A 15,728-nucleotide genomic window follows, 5' to 3' on the forward strand; every position below is an offset into this window, starting at 1 on the left:
GATAGATCATGGCCAGCACGTTGACCGGCCGGCCGTTGACGTGTTCGCCCATGTACTGCGGATCGTTGGCCACGATCAGGATGGGCAGGTAGGTCAGCGGCAGGGCGATCGCGGAGAACACCACGGAGTACTCAGTGACGAGCACGGGATCCACACCGGTGGACAGGACCGCGATGCCGATCAGCAGGCAGATGATCATGGACAGGTGGAAGCGCGCGGCCTGCGCGGGGCGGCGGAACTTGCCCCAGGACCAGCCGAAGAACTGCGCCAGGGTGTAGCCGCTGGAGAGAGTGGTTTCCAGGGCTGCGCCAAAGGTCGCGGCCACGATGCCCACCAGGACAAAGGCCAGGCCGAGTTTTCCTGCGCCCTCCGCGACAGGCAGGATCACCTGGGACAGCGAGGTGACGGCGATTCCGGCCGGAAGGAGCACGACGGCGGCGCAGCCGGCGATCGCCACGGACAGTATCCCGCCGAGGGGGAAGCCCACCAGGACTCCGCAGGCGGGAGATGACCGACGGAAAACCCCCAGACACGGTTCTACGCGAGGTTTCCATTAGGGACGCCGGCCCCCTTGACAATGCCGCCTGGGAGCCATAAAGCTTGGTAATGGGCCCATTTGCCCTCAGATTTTTCGATCCCGAATTTCCCTTCGCGGGACCCCTGCGCTGACTGCTGAAGTGCACTGGTCGCCGTCCTCCATACGGCTAGAGCTTGGGCCAGCCGCCTCACCCTTACCGTGGCCATCCACGTCCATGGCCACCAAGGAACGTGCCATGTTTAGACATCTCCGGCTGTTTTTGGCGTCCCTGCTTGCCCTGGCGACCATCGGCGCTTTTGCCTTTCTCAGCGGCGGCCCTCGGGTAGCCGCCCTTTCCCCCACAAGCGTCACTCTCAATGCGGTGGCCGACTCTTATCTTTCGGCTGCCTCCCCGAACAGTAACTTCGGCGCTGCGACATCTTTGGCCGTATCCCACAGCAAGTACCGTGCGCTCATGCGGTTCGATGTTTCGCTCCCTGCCGGCAGCATCATCACCAGCGCGAGCCTAAGGCTCTATGCCACAACGTCTGTCAATGCGAGCGCGATTGTGCACCCTGCGAGCAGCGCTTGGACCGAGACCACGTTGACATACGCCAACCAGCCTCCCTGGCAAACATCAGAACTAGCACGTACAGGGCTCCTGCGCGGCGGCCAGTATGACAGTGCATCATTGCCCACCGGCTCCGTTCCCAGCTCCGGCAGCGTAAGCTTCGGAATCAATACGACCACTGGTGCGCAGGCCAGCCTGTCCTCGCGTGAAAGTGCGTACCAGCCGCAGTTGCTCATTTCCTATGAATCAGCGTCCAGTACAACGAGTACTCCAACGGCAACGGCGACAAGCACCTCAACCACAACCGCAACGCCCACGGCAACGCCCACCGCACTTGGTGTCCCCGCCTTTGACCACATCGTTGTGGTGATGGAAGAAAACACCAACTACACCAACATCATTGGCAGTACCAACGCCCCGTATATCAACAGCCTTGCCAATACGGGGGCGAACCTGACCCAGATGTACGCGGAGACCCACCCTTCCGAACCCGACTATCTGGCCTTGTACGCCGGCAGCACCTTCGGCATCAGCAATGACAACTGCCCGCAACCGCTCGCTGCCGCCAACCTCGGCGACCAACTGAAGAACGCCGGAAAGTCCTTCATCGGCTACTCGGAGAACCTGCCGTCCGATGGCTGGACCGGTTGCATTTCCCCGGATAACCAGTACAAGGCCAAGCATGCGCCATGGACCAACTTCCCCGGCGGCTACGCCTACGGGCACATGTTCAGCGAGTTCCCAACCGACTACTCCACCCTGCCCGCGGTTTCCTTCGTGATCCCGAACATGTGCGACGACATGCACGACTGCTCCGTGAGCATCGGGGACACGTGGTTGAAGGACAATATGGACGGCTACGCCCAGTGGGCGAAGACACACAACTCCCTGCTGGTGGTCACGTGGGATGAGGACGACACCACCGGCGGTAACCATATTCCTGCAATCCTTTACGGTGCCAACGTGGTTCAGGGAAGCTACTCGCAGATAACCAACCACTACGGCCTGCTCGGGATGATCGAGGACGCAAACATGGTTCCCCGCATCGGTAACGCTGTAGGTGAGCTGGCGGTTCTTGCGCCCTTCGGGCAGTTGACAGGCTAGGTTCAGCCCGGAACCGGACGGAGGGCACGAAGCTCCTCCTTCAAGAATGCCGCGCTCCCGCTGGCTCACACAGGTCAGCCACCGGAGGGCCGCCGGCGCAAGTGCCGCCGCGGGGCCACCTTGCCGAGGACCAACCCGCCACTTTAACCAGACTGAAGGATGGCGGAACGCGTACCCGAGTCCGTGCCCGGCCCGGTTGTTGGGACAAAGTTCCAGTCGAAAGACCCGTCATTTCGCAGTGTCAGCCGAAGGAACCCGTGAGTGTCGCTGAACCGCTTTTCGATAAATCGCGGGCTGCTGGCGAAGGAGCGGAGCGGGACACCTCCCGTGGAAACCTGGAATGCCGTCATCCCGTCATGGACGCAGGTGCCGGCGCTGTTCACCGGACATGACCGTTCGTAGTTGTGCTGTGACCCTGACAGGGTCAGCCGGACACGGTGCTTCCACATCACGTCGATCCACGGCTTGTGGTCGGCGGCCTGCCCATGTGCGTCAGTGTTGGACGTGAAGTACGGCTCGTGGTGCACCACTGCCAGGTGCTTGCCCGCCGCCTCGGCGGCAGCAAGGTCCTTGTCCAGCCACGCCGTAACTGCCCGGGCTTCGGCAGGGTTGTACCGCCAGAGTGCTGACGACAGGAACGCGAAGTGCCAGTTCCCGAAGTCCTTTGAGTACGGTTCCCCGTTCGGGATGTACCCACGCTCCTGGTTGATCGCAGCCTTCTCCGGAGACCCCGGGCATTGACCGTTCATGAAGCGGTCGAGGTCTTCGTTGCGGCCGGGTTTCCAGTCGTGGCTCGGGCCGGACACCCAATACAACTTGGGCATCGTGCCTCCCCACTGGGGCCTCCAGTAGTTCACGTAGTCGTCGCAGTGTGCAGCGTCGTACTGGAAGTCCCCGACCCCCAGGAACGCGTCAATCTCGTTGTTCTGCACGAGCCGCGTAATCGCCGCACCGTTCCGGCCGGACGGGCTATCAGGTTCAAGGTTGTTCGGGGGGTTCATGTCGCCGACGGCGGCGATCCGGACATCAGCCGCAGGAGAGCCGGACTCGTGCGGTTCCGGCGTGCTGGTGCAACCCGCGGCAGGGACCGCCAGAAGGACAGCCGCGGTGGCTGCCAGGATCCGGAAGGGTCTGAGACGAGGGAGTGCTGACTGCATCCGACAACCCTTCGAGAAGCAGGACGGCATGATCGGCCAGCGGGAGACAGCCGGGGCGCACCTGTACCTTTGATATTCCTAAGGGCTGGGCGTGCTGTCAAGGATGCGCCATGTTCACGAAAGATAGCCACCACCGGCCTGGCTAATTTTGCGTCAAGTTGCCTAGGACTCGGATGGTCGTAGCCATCGCATCACCGTACTTGTCCACCAGTCCCACGATACGGTCCAAGTGATTCTGCCTGTTCTCGGGTGACATGGGGTCCTCAAGCTCTTGCTCAAGCAAATCGGCGTGCGTCTTAAGGCGAGCAGCTACGCGGGCGTCGGCGGCAAGTTCTGAGTCCAGTCTGAGGGCACGTAGCAGTGTATGCAGCTGCTCAACATCGGTGGTGGAATTTTGTTGCGCGACGTCCTGAACTTTCAGCTTCACGTCGCGTCCGCCCTGGGCGACGCCGAGTACATTGCCCCCGCCCGTGCTGATGGAGTTATTCGTATCATGACTGTCCACTGTCAGTATCATCCTTTCAATCAAAATCTGACGACCGTCCATTCTGCTGTTAACCATGAGAAGCCAATCCCGGTCACTCAGGACCAGGACCTTAGGTGGCAGGCAAAAGAACGCTTTCCAAGCCTCACCTATGAAGGAGAGGAAGTCATTCGAGTATGTTGGAGCAACTTCTCCAACGACGCGGGCATCAATGAGTTCGCTGATGAGGGCCGTTCGGACCGGCCTCGGTACATTCCTGCCCTTCCAGAAGCCTGCTGTGCTCACAGGTTGCCTCTGATTTTCACTGAAGAATTGAATGTGTTCGAGCAGTTTGGCCTGGAGTGCGTGAGCATGATCCTCGTCCAGTGCGATCTTCTCCCAGGCACGCTTCAATAGCCGGCGCCGGCGGAGTTTACTCACCACAACGATGAGGACAAGCACTACTGCGGCAGCGATGACTATCCCCGCGATAGTTATCGCCGCGCCAGAAAACCCTGTGGGCAGATCCTTCATTGATGACTCCATTCCGTTGGTTTCAAGCTTTCAGATAGCGATTTAGGGTCAGTGGGACGGCCCTGACCTTTCCTGGAATGGCCCCGCAGCAGCGGAACGGAACACCTCTTCTGCTTTACTGCATTCGCTGGACAAACCCCAGTAGACCATGGGTCCTGCCTTCTCGCCACTTTTTGGGGGCGTGACGTATATTTTTTGTTCGGATGCACGACCGCGGCCAGGCGGAGTAGCCACCCGTATGACTTTGGATGTCAATAAAGATGTGTTAGCTTCCTCGCGGAGGACGATGCAAGGTTGTCCTCATTAATTGATTGGGGAAATTAATGCAGCTCAAGATCGAAAAGCCCAAGGAACAGAAGATCGACTTCGCCGTTCTTTATGGCGGAAAAGCAACCACCATCTAGGTCCCTTTGCAGGGGTGCCGGTCATGGGCCGGCACCCCTGCCTTGGCTACATTTAAGGGATTGTTCTGCGTTAGCGCCTCACCCCACTCCCCCATTTCATTCGGCGTTGTGAAAGCCGTCCTGCAACATTTCGGCGTGACTCCGGACGCGCACCCGGACGACCTATCCCTGAGCCTTCGGCTTCTCTATCCCCTGGACACCAAACTGGCAGCCAAAGTACGGGCGGGTTCGACCAGCCTTACTGATGCTGCGACGTCCAACGAGCAGATCCGGTTCTTCCAGCATCAGCGAGCACGACGAAGCTACATCAAAATTGCTCAATACGTCCGGCGAACCTTTGGTCCCATTGAAATCCAGGTGACAGATGCCCTCGCCTTGGACCGGCCCAGCCGCGATTTCCTGGACGCAGCAGTTCGCGTAGGTGGCTGGTCAGTACAGCTCCGTTTCGACAGCGATGTCCAAGCGTCAGGTCCTCTTTTCCTGGCCGAGGAACAGGCCTTGCTGGGCATGCTGCCATCGTCATCGAGGGGGGACCATACGGGACAGATCGCCTCTTTGGCGTTCGATTACGTGAACTCAGGAGATGCATGGACAGCGCTCAATCTCGGGCAGCTGTTGCAGGAGGTTGAGCAGTCACCTCGGGTGTGGAACCTTATGGCCCTTGCCCACGCCATGGTGGATGAGACAGTCCAGGCCGAGTTCTACTACGACCGTTGGAGCACGTCCGGAGAGCCTCTCGACGCAATCCGGGCCCTCTACGGAAAAGCCATGCTTTATGCCCGCCACCACCCTGCCGGCCTTCGGAGCCTGGACCGCAGCGATGAGTTGCTGAACGAGGCCTATACGCTCATTCAGCAGCTGGATCGCCAAGACCGCGACGACGACGCCGTCGTCTTTGACGAGGTCTTCAACAGGAACGGCTACGCACTCATACTTTTTCGCCGTGGCAACGTAGACGAGGCCATCCGGCTCCTTCGCTGGGGCATCGAAACCCTCACCCAAACCGGCGAAAAGGTGGCGATCCACCGGTCCGTACTCATCTACAACCTTGCCCAGTGCTATAAGCAAATCGGAAATCTGCCCGCGGCCATTGCAACCTACCTTGAGCTCCTGGACGTCGACCCCCATATGCCCGAGTACCACTTGGAAGCAGCGAAATGCCTCGCCTCGGGCGGCGAGTTCACTGCTGCTCTGAAGGCCTGCCGGCGGGCCGTGGAACTGGATGACACCTTGGCTTCCGCATGGGGCCTGATCGGAGTGTACGAAGGGGAACTCGGTTCACACGAGGCAGCCGCACAGGCCCATGCACGGGCAGCTTCGCTGGATCCCGCGTCTTACGCGCATCCCACTAACCTTGTCTACAGCCTCATCCTGGCGGAGCGCCTGGATGAAGCCGTCCATCACATTGACGGCTGGATCCACAGCGCCCTGCCAAGGGAAGAGGCCGAACGCAGGGCATCGCTGAGCGCCGAGATCTCAGTCCGGCAAGGCCGCTACACTGACGCTTTGAAACCGATAGAGGTAGGACTGGCATTGTTCCCGGACTCCGACGTTCTGGCAGCGAACCGTGAAGCAATTCTGAGCATTCCCGCATGACGCTCGGATTGCGGCGACAGCTCGGGGTCTTCACCGTTCTCTTTGCTGGTGGAATGTGGATGTCAAAGGTCGCACAACCACTCTATTTCGAACAACTCGATGCATTGGTCGCATTCGGCATCGGCTACGCTGTTATGGCAGTCGTCGGGGGATTCTCATTCGCTTGGGGTGCCTTTGCAGATCGCTTTGGCGGGCTCAACTCAGTTCGTCTGGGCACGCTTGTTTATGGAATTGGAATTACCGGTCGCCTGTTTACGGATGTTATTCCAGTGGTTATCTTCTCCGCTGTTGCAGGTGCAGGCGCCTCCCTGGTTCTCGTAGCGATCAGGCCGTGGGTGCGGGCCACGGCATCCGATGAGGAGATCCCCCAGATCGTGGGAGCACGGAGCCTCGGGAACCAGGCGGGCCTGCTGCTTGGCACGGTCGGGGCGGCATCGATCTTCGCGCTGGCGGCAACCCAAGGGGATGGGGCGAAGACGGCTTTGCTGATTGCCCCCGCACTCGTGGCAGCAGCATTTGTGTGGGTGCTGCTCTCGCCGAAACCCGCGGCGGCCAGCAGTCTCCCAAGTTCCGTGCCACCGGCGGTGGACGTGGCCGCCGATCGGCGGCGCTACAAGGCGTTGGCCTTAAGGCTGGCCATCATCGGCTTGCTCTCCGGCTTTTATGTCAGCCTGGTGGCACCCTATTTGCCACTGATCCTGACCAACGGTGGCGCCACCGCAGCACAGGCGGCCTTGATAATGGCGTTCATGAGCGTCGCTCAAATGGGTGCCACCTGGCTCTTCTCCCGCTATAGCACCGGCAGCCGGCCGTTCGCGCTGTTCGCTGTGTCTGAAGTCCTTACCGGAGTCATTACGCTGGCGGCTGCTCTCGCTTTGGGGCTCGGAGCTCCGTGGATAGCGGTCATTTTCATCGTCCGGGCGGCTTTTGTGTCGCTTGCGATCGCATCTGAGGAAACGATCCAGTACGCCGTTATCCCCGCCCAGGCAACAGGTTTGATATTCGGGATCTCACAAACTGCGTTCCTGGTTGGAGATACGCTTGGTGGCGTGCTCGGCGCACCTCTTTGGCTCAACGTGGGTCCGGAGGGGCTGCTGCTCACCGCTGGCGCCATTACGCTGCTCAACGCCGTACTTCTGCCCGTGCTGCTCCGCAACGTCCGGAGCGAGTCGATGGTGAAGGTAGCGTGACCATGCCTGTCGCGTCCCTCTTCGATGAGGATCACCTCATCCCCATCGCACTTGCAGACACAACCCTCTTTGCCTTCAGCCAACTCGAGGGCTGCCTATACCGCATTTCGGGCCAGGGACGGGGTGGCACCGGCACGTATGACCCGGTGCCGCTCACCGGCTTTGAGGCACCCTTTTGTGTACCTGGCCGCCCTTTTGTCTACGACCTCATCCATGCTTTTCCCACCATGACTGTGAAGGAGTTTCCCCTTGTCGCGACGGGCCTGGGCCAACCCCGCGAGCGCGCCCACCCGTCGCCACCAGAAGGGACCCACCATATTGCCAGCCTCATCCCAGATGCGGAAGAAGCCACACTCTGCCTGGTTTTCGAATCGCTGACAGCGGCGGGGCCCACTCTCCTCATGGACATGCGGTCCGGGAATCTGCGGCCGGCAGCGCCCGTCCAAGGCACACCCAAATGCATCCTCACTGACGGGACCCTTGTTGCTGAATCGGAGTTCGGCTGGAGCATGGTCCGCGATGGGAAGCAGGTAAGGCATGGCGTCGGTTCGATCATTGCCGCCGCATCGGAGTTCGTTGTGGTCAAGCGGTCAAATAAGTCCGGAGCCCGATTTTCCATAGTCCGCAGCACAGGAGAAGAGGATATCTCCTCCCCCAACGGCTGGTCCCTGATTTCTCTTGCCGCGTCCGACACACGCATAACGGCCTATGGCATCCATGCCGAACTGGGACAACGGCTGCTGCATATGGAACCCGGCGGCGAGTCCTTCACGTTCATGGACACTCCCTGCGGAACGTCCCAGGTTTTCGCCATGGGGGCCGCCGTTGACCCGGTGGTCCGCTCCGCAGGTCTGGTGATCGGATCGTCCTGGCGGACCCAGTGGGGCGTCATTGCCGGGATCGCCGCTGAAAGGAGTGATCTAAGGGCCGATCACATCACCCCGGCAGGCTTGCCGTGCATTTATGTGCACGGTCACCAGCCGCGGGGCCAGGAACTCGTGGTCTGTCTTCACGGTGGCCCAGACAGCCATGAGCTCGACGACCTCAGATACGGCGGCACTTACCGAGCTGTTCTTGACGCCGGCTTTGACTTGCTCATCATCAACTATCCGGGCTCCGCAGGCTTTGGCTCCTCCTTCCAGGAGCGTGCATGGCAGAACTGGGACACCGCGGTCCGGGAAACGGCAGAGGCGATCGCTGGGGTTTCTGCCACGCGCGGAACGTCCGAGGTCTCCATCTTCGGCGTCAGCTTCGGCGCTTGGGTGGGACTTCAGCTTGCCGATCACGTCGACGCGAGGCAGGTGGTCGCCATGTCTCCCATACTCGACCTCCCAAATCACATCCAGCTACACAAGGACGACCCGGAGTTCCGAATGTGGGCTGCAGCTCGGTTCACGCTTGCCGAGGGAGGTTCCGACGACGGCGAACAACAGGTCCGGAACTGCAATACGCCTGTGGTGGTCATCGCTCCGGATGAAGACGAAGTGGTAGTACCGAGTTCCACCCGGAATTCCACGAGTGTTGCAACAGGGCTGGGACGGAAATGGTCCATAGTGCCGGTCCCAGGGAATCACTATCCCAAAACCTCTGCCGCAGCCGAGCATCGTTGGGGTGCGTTGTTCAATGCCATTGTTCACCGTCCTCGTTAACTGCCGCTCAGCGCCATCGCGTCAGTGCCGGCCAAACTTGGCGGAGGAACCTTGGTGCGACAGCCCGGATGCACCACTCCCGTTTGAGGGTGTCCCTATGCTCATCGTCACGCCGCCTGAGCAACAACACGGCCTTGTATGAGGGAGTCCACTCCCCCGGCCTGTGCACAACGCCCCAATGTCCGGCTGACTGAAGCACAGCCACAGTGAGGTAGAGCCATTTCGCTTTCCTCGAAGGGCCCCGCGCAAGCTAGGTGTCGGCCGCAAGGCAAGGAAAACGAAGTTGAATCGTTGGTTCATGTTCCTGCGCCAAAGCTGGGAAGAAACTGCGGAGGCATTGAGGCAGGAGGATCAGGATTGCTCCCATGGTCCTGCTCTTCCTGCGCTCAGACAAAGCACTTCCCGTGCTGACTCAACGACATACTTGGCCAGGAATTTCACACGGACTCCACCGCTGGTCGCAGCTAACAGCCGGTACGTGGCGATGATCAGATCCCGCAGCATGACAACGGAGTGCATCTCAGATGATTTTGGGAAAGCTCATGACCCCTTTTGCTTCAGGCTACGGGGTTGCACTCGGCGAGCAATTCGCATCTATCTAAATAATGGGGCAATAAGTGAATACACATTCTCGAAGCAATCAACCGCGAAAGCCGGTCAACAATGAGGTTGACGACGTGGTCGGGACCTCGCTGCGTACATGGATTTCTCGACGTCGGCTGGCTGGTGCGGCTGTAGCTGTCGCCGTACTCATTTCAGCGACGGCATGCGGCCAATCGGCCACCTCGTCCAAGGCTGCTGTTGCCAGCGAGTCCCCCTCCTCGATGGCTACGCCAACACCCACTCGAACTGCTCCGGCGTCTTCCTCCTGCATCACCGAAAGCGCGACCGAGCCGTACCCGCCCAAGGTCTTCATCTGCACTAAGAGCGACGCAGGGACTCTGCTGTGGATGGAGCAGTCGGAATCGAAACGGGTGTTGGATGCCCGAGCGGCGGCTGCGAAGGTGGCTGCTGAGAAGGCAGCTGCGGACAAGGCAGCGCAAGACGCTGCGGCGAAGGCAGCCCAGGAACAGGCCGCTGTGGAGGCGGCCCGCCAACAGGCTGCGGCCGAGGAGGCGGCGCGCCAGCAGCAAGCCGCCGCAGCGGCGGCAGCGGTAGCGGCGGCGGCGCCAGCGCCGAAAGTCCAGGCGCCCGTACAGCCTGCCGCCCCCGCGGCTCCTTCCGGATGCGATCCAAACTATGCGGGCCCCTGCGTGCCGATTGCCTCCGACGTCGACTGCGCCGGAGGAAGCGGCAACGGTCCCGCGTACGTGAGGGGACCCGTCACCGTCGTCGGATCTGACATCTATGGTCTCGACAGGGATGGCGACGGTGTGGGATGCGAGTGATGACCTGCCATCGAGCAGGTCCGTCTCCCCGCGCTCGCTGTGCTTAGAGCCGGATCTGGCAGTAACGCTTGACGATACTTACTGATGCTCCAAACGATATGGGGGACGACTCGATGGTGGAACTGGGCCGCATATATTGGACGCGTCAGGGCCTACGCCTGGCGTACTCTGCGGTGATGGTGTGGCTCGCTCTCTCCTTGGTAACCGCACTCATGCCACAGGCCATACACATCCCTGGTACAAGCCCCTCCACTCCCGGGGAGGTTCTGCGGGGCTTGGCGGACGGCGTCGTCGCCGCGGTCACGCTCCCCGGTCTGGCCGTCGTTGTGCTCGGCATTCTGGCCGCCGTCGTCAACAGCCGGGACGTCCGACGCCGGGATCCCGTCCGGCGCTTCACCCGCCAGCAGCGCCGCGAGGGGATGGTGAGGGCCGGCGGCGGCTGTGAACTGGAGGTGGGGTTCGGCCGCCGCTGTGGCCGTCCCGCCGAGCATGGTGACCACTTTTATCCATGGTCCAAGGGCGGCTCCTCCAGCCTGCAGAACTTCGTGGCTGCCTGCGCCAGGTGCAACCGCACGAAACGCGCCCGGATCCCGTCTCCGGGGCAGCAGCAGAGGCTGGAACGACGACGGCGGGAGTACGTCACGTCCGCCACTTCCGTCAGCGTCGGCGAACGGCAGCCGCTCCCCTAGTTAGCTGTACCCAACGTCCGGATGACGCTGGCCCGGCTCAGCGCCTTTCGGTACCACCTGATCCAGACGAGCAGGTAGCCACCGAGCAGAACGACGAGCACGCCCACCCCTATCAGCCTGCCGTTCAGCTGGCCCTGGACGTTTGCGTAGTCAGGGTGCCCGGGAACAACGTCACCGGACATCAGCCATGCGGCAAGCAGGGAAATTTCCCAGCCGAAGGTGATGAGCAGGAAGATCAGCGGCAAACAGATGGCAAGGGTTGGCAGCCAAAACATCCAGTGGACCCGCCGGCGCACCCGGGCGCACGCGCCTCCTGATTGATCCGCGCCGGCAGTTATGTCTGTAATCATTCTTGTCCCCCAAGTGATGCCCGAGGATTCTGGCCCCGGCTTCTGGCAGCCTAGTCTCGCAGACTGCCGCAGACCATGATCGCTGCCGCCACAGCCTCCACGGCGGAGCGAGGGCTAGTAAGGACGGGTGTTGCGAGGCCGGTCAGGAGGGCCACAGCGGGTTCCATGCTGGCTTGGGCTAGGACGACGACGTCGGAGCGGCTAGCGAGCGTGTCCGCCGCCTGCGCGATACTAGGCTCCCCACCGCGGGCGAAACCATCGGCGGCGCCGTGCTGTCCGAACAGCCGGGCGGCAAGGGCGCCAACCAAGCTGCCGCAGCTGCGCGGCTGGGCGGCGGCGCCCGGATGGTCGGCGCCGTGGGCAACGATGCTCAGGGACAGAAGATGCTGGACGCCCTGGCGGCTGCGGGCGTCGACACCGCAGGTGTCGCGGTCCTTCCGGAAGCCACGGGAACGGCACTGATCGTGGTGGACCGCGACGGGGAAAACCAGATCGTGGTGTGCCCGGGCGCCAACTCGAGCCTCTCTCGACGGGGTCGAGTTCGGCCCGGACGAGACGGTGCTGTGCCAGCTGGAGGTGGGCCTGCCGCTGGTGCTGGAGGCCGCCCGGCGAGCGAAGGGCTACTTTGTGTTGAACGCGGCGCCGGCCATGGACCTGCCGACGGAGCTGCTGGAACGCTGCGACCTGGTGATCGTCAACGAGAGCGAGTACGCCCTGATCCCTGCCCTCGCGCAGGCCAACCTGGTGGCGGTGACGTACGGCGGGGACGGTTCGGCGATGTTCGAACACGGCCAGAAGGTGGCCGAAGCACCGGCGTCTGCTGTCAGAGTCGTGAATACGGTTGGCGCCGGGGACGCCTTCTGCGCCGCCCTGGTCCTGGCCCTGCGGAGCGGACTGGACTACACCCGCGCCCTCGCCGTGGCCAACGCCGTCGGAGCCGACGCCGTGGGCGACCCCTCATCGCAGCCGGATTTGGCACAGTTGAGCCATTACGTGGAGCGGACCTCGCCGGCCACGGGCGTTCGGTGACCGTCCACTGAGGCGGGCGGCGCCGTTGGATTTTCCCGAGGTCCGCCGCGTCACCCGCGATGCGTACCTCGGCGCCGGTCACTTCCAGGCAGACCATCCCTACATGAGGGTGCTGGAGGACGTGGAGCACCGCGCCGAGCATCCAAGGGTGTGGGTGGCGGAGCCTGCGGGGAAGGTGGTGGCGGCGGTGGCGCTGACGTTCGCCGGCCAGTCGTACAGCAAGATCGCCGCGGACAGGGAGCTGGAGTTCCGGATGCTGGCGGTGGACCCGGCGTACGCACCAGGCAGCGGAGTGGGGCGGGCCGTGGTGCGCATGGCGGTGGAGCACACCCGGCAGCTGCGCGTCATCGAGGCGACCAGCATCACCAACGCCACGTTTTATGGAGCGTGCGCACGGCCTCTAACGGTCGGTGGTTGATAAACTTCAGAGCGCAACTTCGGTCAGCATCCCGGGTATGGTTTATAACAAAGGCAAGGACGAGCCGTTCGCGGCATCGCAACTGTCGGCCAGGCTGGTCCGGATGATCCCTAAAGCGTTCGAAATGTCCTGGGGTCTCCACGGCGCAGCAAGTATTTCAACTCTACTGACACCAAATGTCTGAACGAGCACAAGGTCGCAGGAATCAGCCCGTTGCCGGAACAGGGAGTATCCCGGATTTAGGGCCGGTAGGGTTTGAGGATGTTCTGCTCTACTATGCAAAGCCCCGGGTGTGGCTCCGGAATCAAAGACTCCCGGCATCTATGACGGGGCTGAAGCGGTCGGCTCCGGATCCCGAATGGGTGCAGATGTACCAGCAAGGCATCACGACCGGGAAGATCGCCGCCGGCGCCGGGGTGGCTGAAACTACCGTCCGCTATCACCTGGCCCTTGCGGCCGGGCTGGAGCCTTCCATCAGGGACGAGCACCGCGATGCCGTCCCCACCTCTCCACGGATCACCTCCGCAGGGCGGCAGAATCTGGAAGACGTCCTCGCCCTGTATAGGGCAGAGGGCCGCCTCCCTACAACCTCAGGTTCCTCAGCCCGAGAACGGGCATTGGGTGTCTGGCTCCACCGGCGGCGGCAAGAAGCCGTGCGGGGGATCCTCTCCCCTATCTACAAGGAAGCTCTGGACGGCATCCCTCGATGGCAACAAAACCCATCGACGAAAAAGGCCGATGACGAGGCGCGCTGGAAGCAGCGCCTGACCGAAGTGGCCGACTACCTGGCTGCCGGAAACGATTGGCCCCGGCACAACAAAACCGATTTGAAGGAAGAACGCGTCCTGGGCGTGTGGCTCCACGGCCAGCGCATCGACCGCCGGGCGGGCCGGCTCGACTCGGCGAAGGAAGCCCGACTGGACGCTGTTATCCCCGGCTGGAGAGAGGGCCGGGCCCGCGGTCGCAGACGCCGCCAAGAGACGAACCAGCCCGAGGGAACTTGAGTAGACCGGCATGGGATGAAGAACACTCACGATGGCTGGACCTATGCTTCCATTCCGTGACGAGGCCGATCCTTACCCCGGGACGCAACGTTTGCCCGTAGCTTGTTTTAGTATCGCGTGCGGTGGCACCGGCCTAGGGTCGAGGAATAGAGAAGGAACAAACCCCGCGAGCTAGAGGGGCGGACCTCGGTCAACGGCTTGCTAGACACGCCAACCGGAAACCCATTCATATGGCCGTACCGCTCCTGGTACCAGACCCGGCCCGGTGAATTCAGGCGCCCCGTCCTGACCGCATGCAACGGCGGTGACGGTGGGATCTGAACTTTCGCAGAAGCACAGGCGGCAGAGCGAAATCGTTGAAAAGTCGCGCATTTTGATGCTCCCTAGGCGCCAAAAATATCTGCTGATCACATCAGATTGCGCTCATCGATCACGCACTAGATCTTCACCCAGCGGGTGCCCATCTTCACATTGGCCATCCAGAAGTTCATCCTGGCCTCGGGGTTAGCAGCTCCTGAACGAAGTGGTCCCATGTGATGGTCTCGGAGCCCCCATTCAGGGCACAACTGCTTAGTTGTCTTGGATTCGATATTCATTGGAGAAGACTACAAACTCGTGAACCCGTGTATCTCAGGCGCAGCGTGTTCATTTTTGGTCCGTGGCGCGGGGTCGTTCTTGCTAGGCCATATTCAGCGGGTTTAGACCCCGGAAATTCCAGGCGACAGACCGAACCCATGTAACCCACTGAACTCGTGTGAGAACGGGTTGCAAACCCGTGTACCCGTTACACATATACGGGTACGGGGTGGTAGCGAGAATGGAAGCTACTGTACATCTATGGACTTACAGCCGTGGATGCCCTTGTTTGCCCTGCTCGGAGGAGCCGTTGGTGCCGCGGTCATCAATGGCTTTTTCGGCTTCAAGAAGCAGAAGTCCGACCGAAATGAGGAACACGCACGGTGGCTGAGAGACAAGAAACAAGAATCTTATGTCGAGTTCTTTGAGACTTCGCGTGTAGTCCTCAACCTCGTGTATCACACCGAGTCTGAGAAGAACCGATCACGGCTGACTGATGCCGCCGACGTCGTGAAGGGTTCGCCCATTCGACTTCTTGCCCCTCGGGAAATAGTCGACCTGTTCGACAAGGCGCAGGAGGGCATGGGGAAATGTTTAGCCGTCGCGCTTGATGAGGATATATCGCCTGAGGCGCGGGCCGCTAAACTTGACGGGCTTCGTGGCGATGTTGAAGGAACTCGCATCGATTTGGCAGCCATGTGCCGGGCTGACCTTATTGAGAGCGAACAAGCAGTGAAGGAGCTCATGCGAAAGCCACCCACGCAGGTAGTGCGGGTAAGCCTTCGAACTCTCGACTTTCCAACTCCGCAAAGAGATCCCAAATCGGACGAAAGTGAATGATTATCGTTTGCCCAGACTCGTGCATTTGCGAGCACCCGAACGCACCGGGAGGAATTAGGTGCCCGGAGGGAGGGGGTGTCGACCCCATGTCGTCGTGACGATGCAATGGCACGGGCGGCGGTCAACAGCACGCGGCAGACACGGGAGACAAAGCATCAGACGATCGTTCACGCGTCGTGCACGATCACGCGTCGACGCATCGGCAAGGCACGTCAGGGCGCATCAGTCTGTTAGCGGCCATGAAAAACT

13 protein-coding genes and 2 pseudogenes are annotated in these 15,728 nt (G+C 61.4%); 10 read left to right on the plus strand and 5 right to left on the minus strand.

From position 1 onward, the window contains the following. Nucleotide 1 precedes the first annotated feature (1 nt). Nucleotides 2-493 (minus strand): annotated as a pseudogene (locus J7E83_RS02225) (divalent metal cation transporter); the annotation flags it as partial. Between the two features lie 280 nt (nt 494-773). On the opposite strand from J7E83_RS02225, the gene J7E83_RS02230 reads away from it, so the two are divergent. Beyond that, nucleotides 774-2,192 (plus strand): alkaline phosphatase family protein, encoded by a 1,419-nt coding sequence (locus J7E83_RS02230; protein ID WP_214958773.1) that lies wholly within the window; start codon nt 774-776, stop codon nt 2,190-2,192. Nucleotides 2,193-2,335: 143 nt separating this feature from the next. Here the strand turns inward: J7E83_RS02230 and J7E83_RS02235 are convergent, their stop codons facing one another. After that, nucleotides 2,336-3,349, minus strand: a complete 1,014-nt coding sequence (locus J7E83_RS02235; protein WP_214958774.1) for a metallophosphoesterase — start codon at nt 3,347-3,349, stop codon at nt 2,336-2,338. 142 nt (nt 3,350-3,491) lie between these two features. Beyond that, nucleotides 3,492-4,346 carry a hypothetical protein gene (locus J7E83_RS02240; RefSeq protein ID WP_214958775.1) on the minus strand — a complete coding sequence of 285 codons (855 nt, stop codon included), beginning with the start codon at nt 4,344-4,346 and terminating at the stop codon, nt 3,492-3,494. Between the two features lie 539 nt (nt 4,347-4,885). On the opposite strand from J7E83_RS02240, the gene J7E83_RS21485 reads away from it, so the two are divergent. From J7E83_RS21485 to J7E83_RS02265, 5 genes are all read left to right on the plus strand, one after another. Beyond that, nucleotides 4,886-6,346, plus strand: a complete 1,461-nt coding sequence (locus tag J7E83_RS21485) for a tetratricopeptide repeat protein (RefSeq protein WP_214958776.1) — start codon at nt 4,886-4,888, stop codon at nt 6,344-6,346. Then, nucleotides 6,343-7,536 (plus strand): MFS transporter, encoded by a 1,194-nt coding sequence (locus J7E83_RS02250; RefSeq protein ID WP_214958777.1) that lies wholly within the window; start codon nt 6,343-6,345, stop codon nt 7,534-7,536. The genes J7E83_RS21485 and J7E83_RS02250 overlap by 4 nt, the downstream gene beginning before the upstream one ends. Before the next feature lie 2 nt (nt 7,537-7,538). Then, nucleotides 7,539-9,185, plus strand: a complete 1,647-nt coding sequence (locus J7E83_RS02255) for an alpha/beta fold hydrolase (RefSeq protein WP_214958778.1) — start codon at nt 7,539-7,541, stop codon at nt 9,183-9,185. A 617-nt stretch (nt 9,186-9,802) separates the two neighbouring features. Beyond that, on the plus strand, nt 9,803-10,573 hold the full coding sequence (locus J7E83_RS02260) for a hypothetical protein (protein ID WP_214958779.1): 771 nt from the start codon (nt 9,803-9,805) through the stop codon (nt 10,571-10,573). Nucleotides 10,574-10,641: 68 nt separating this feature from the next. Then, nucleotides 10,642-11,262: an HNH endonuclease gene (locus J7E83_RS02265; protein ID WP_251043288.1), complete on the plus strand. Its 621-nt coding sequence runs from the start codon at nt 10,642-10,644 to the stop codon at nt 11,260-11,262. Here the strand turns inward: J7E83_RS02265 and J7E83_RS02270 are convergent. Both J7E83_RS02270 and J7E83_RS02275 read right to left on the minus strand, forming a co-directional pair. Next, nucleotides 11,259-11,612 (minus strand): hypothetical protein, encoded by a 354-nt coding sequence (locus J7E83_RS02270; RefSeq protein ID WP_214958780.1) that lies wholly within the window; start codon nt 11,610-11,612, stop codon nt 11,259-11,261. The two genes, J7E83_RS02265 and J7E83_RS02270, sit on opposite strands and share 4 nt — an antisense overlap. A 50-nt stretch (nt 11,613-11,662) precedes the next feature. Beyond that, entirely contained in the window at nt 11,663-11,920 is a 258-nt protein-coding gene (locus tag J7E83_RS02275) for a hypothetical protein (protein WP_214958818.1), read from the minus strand. Here J7E83_RS02275 and J7E83_RS02280 point away from each other — a divergent pair. From J7E83_RS02280 to J7E83_RS02295, 4 genes and pseudogenes are all read left to right on the plus strand, one after another. Beyond that, nucleotides 11,834-12,641, plus strand: a pseudogene (locus tag J7E83_RS02280) (PfkB family carbohydrate kinase). The gene J7E83_RS02275 and the pseudogene J7E83_RS02280 sit on opposite strands and share 87 nt — an antisense overlap. Nucleotides 12,642-12,666: 25 nt before the next feature. After that, on the plus strand, nt 12,667-13,059 hold the full coding sequence (locus J7E83_RS02285; RefSeq protein WP_251043289.1) for a GNAT family N-acetyltransferase: 393 nt from the start codon (nt 12,667-12,669) through the stop codon (nt 13,057-13,059). A gap of 323 nt (nt 13,060-13,382) precedes the next feature. Beyond that, the gene (locus J7E83_RS02290) at nt 13,383-14,063 is read left to right on the plus strand and encodes a helicase associated domain-containing protein (RefSeq protein ID WP_214958781.1); all 681 of its coding nucleotides are present in this window, start codon (nt 13,383-13,385) and stop codon (nt 14,061-14,063) included. 837 nt (nt 14,064-14,900) lie between these two features. Then, nucleotides 14,901-15,479 carry a hypothetical protein gene (locus tag J7E83_RS02295; protein ID WP_214958782.1) on the plus strand — a complete coding sequence of 193 codons (579 nt, stop codon included), beginning with the start codon at nt 14,901-14,903 and terminating at the stop codon, nt 15,477-15,479. Nucleotides 15,480-15,728: the final 249 nt, after the last annotated feature.

Origin of the sequence: Arthrobacter sp. ISL-48 (genome assembly GCF_018613805.1) — a bacterium.
In the GTDB taxonomy this organism is placed as follows: Bacteria; Actinomycetota; Actinomycetes; order Actinomycetales; family Micrococcaceae; genus Arthrobacter.

Coding starts and splice junctions, on each gene's coding strand:
- J7E83_RS02230 (WP_214958773.1), top strand. CDS start 774: ATGTTTAGACATCTCCGGCTGTTTTTGGCGTCCCTGCTTGCCCTGGCG.
- J7E83_RS02235 (WP_214958774.1), bottom strand. CDS start 3,349: ATGCAGTCAGCACTCCCTCGTCTCAGACCCTTCCGGATCCTGGCAGCC.
- J7E83_RS02240 (WP_214958775.1), bottom strand. CDS start 4,346: ATGAAGGATCTGCCCACAGGGTTTTCTGGCGCGGCGATAACTATCGCG.
- J7E83_RS02250 (WP_214958777.1), top strand. CDS start 6,343: ATGACGCTCGGATTGCGGCGACAGCTCGGGGTCTTCACCGTTCTCTTT.
- J7E83_RS02255 (WP_214958778.1), top strand. CDS start 7,539: ATGCCTGTCGCGTCCCTCTTCGATGAGGATCACCTCATCCCCATCGCA.
- J7E83_RS02270 (WP_214958780.1), bottom strand. CDS start 11,612: ATGATTACAGACATAACTGCCGGCGCGGATCAATCAGGAGGCGCGTGC.
- J7E83_RS02290 (WP_214958781.1), top strand. CDS start 13,383: ATGACGGGGCTGAAGCGGTCGGCTCCGGATCCCGAATGGGTGCAGATG.
- J7E83_RS02295 (WP_214958782.1), top strand. CDS start 14,901: ATGGACTTACAGCCGTGGATGCCCTTGTTTGCCCTGCTCGGAGGAGCC.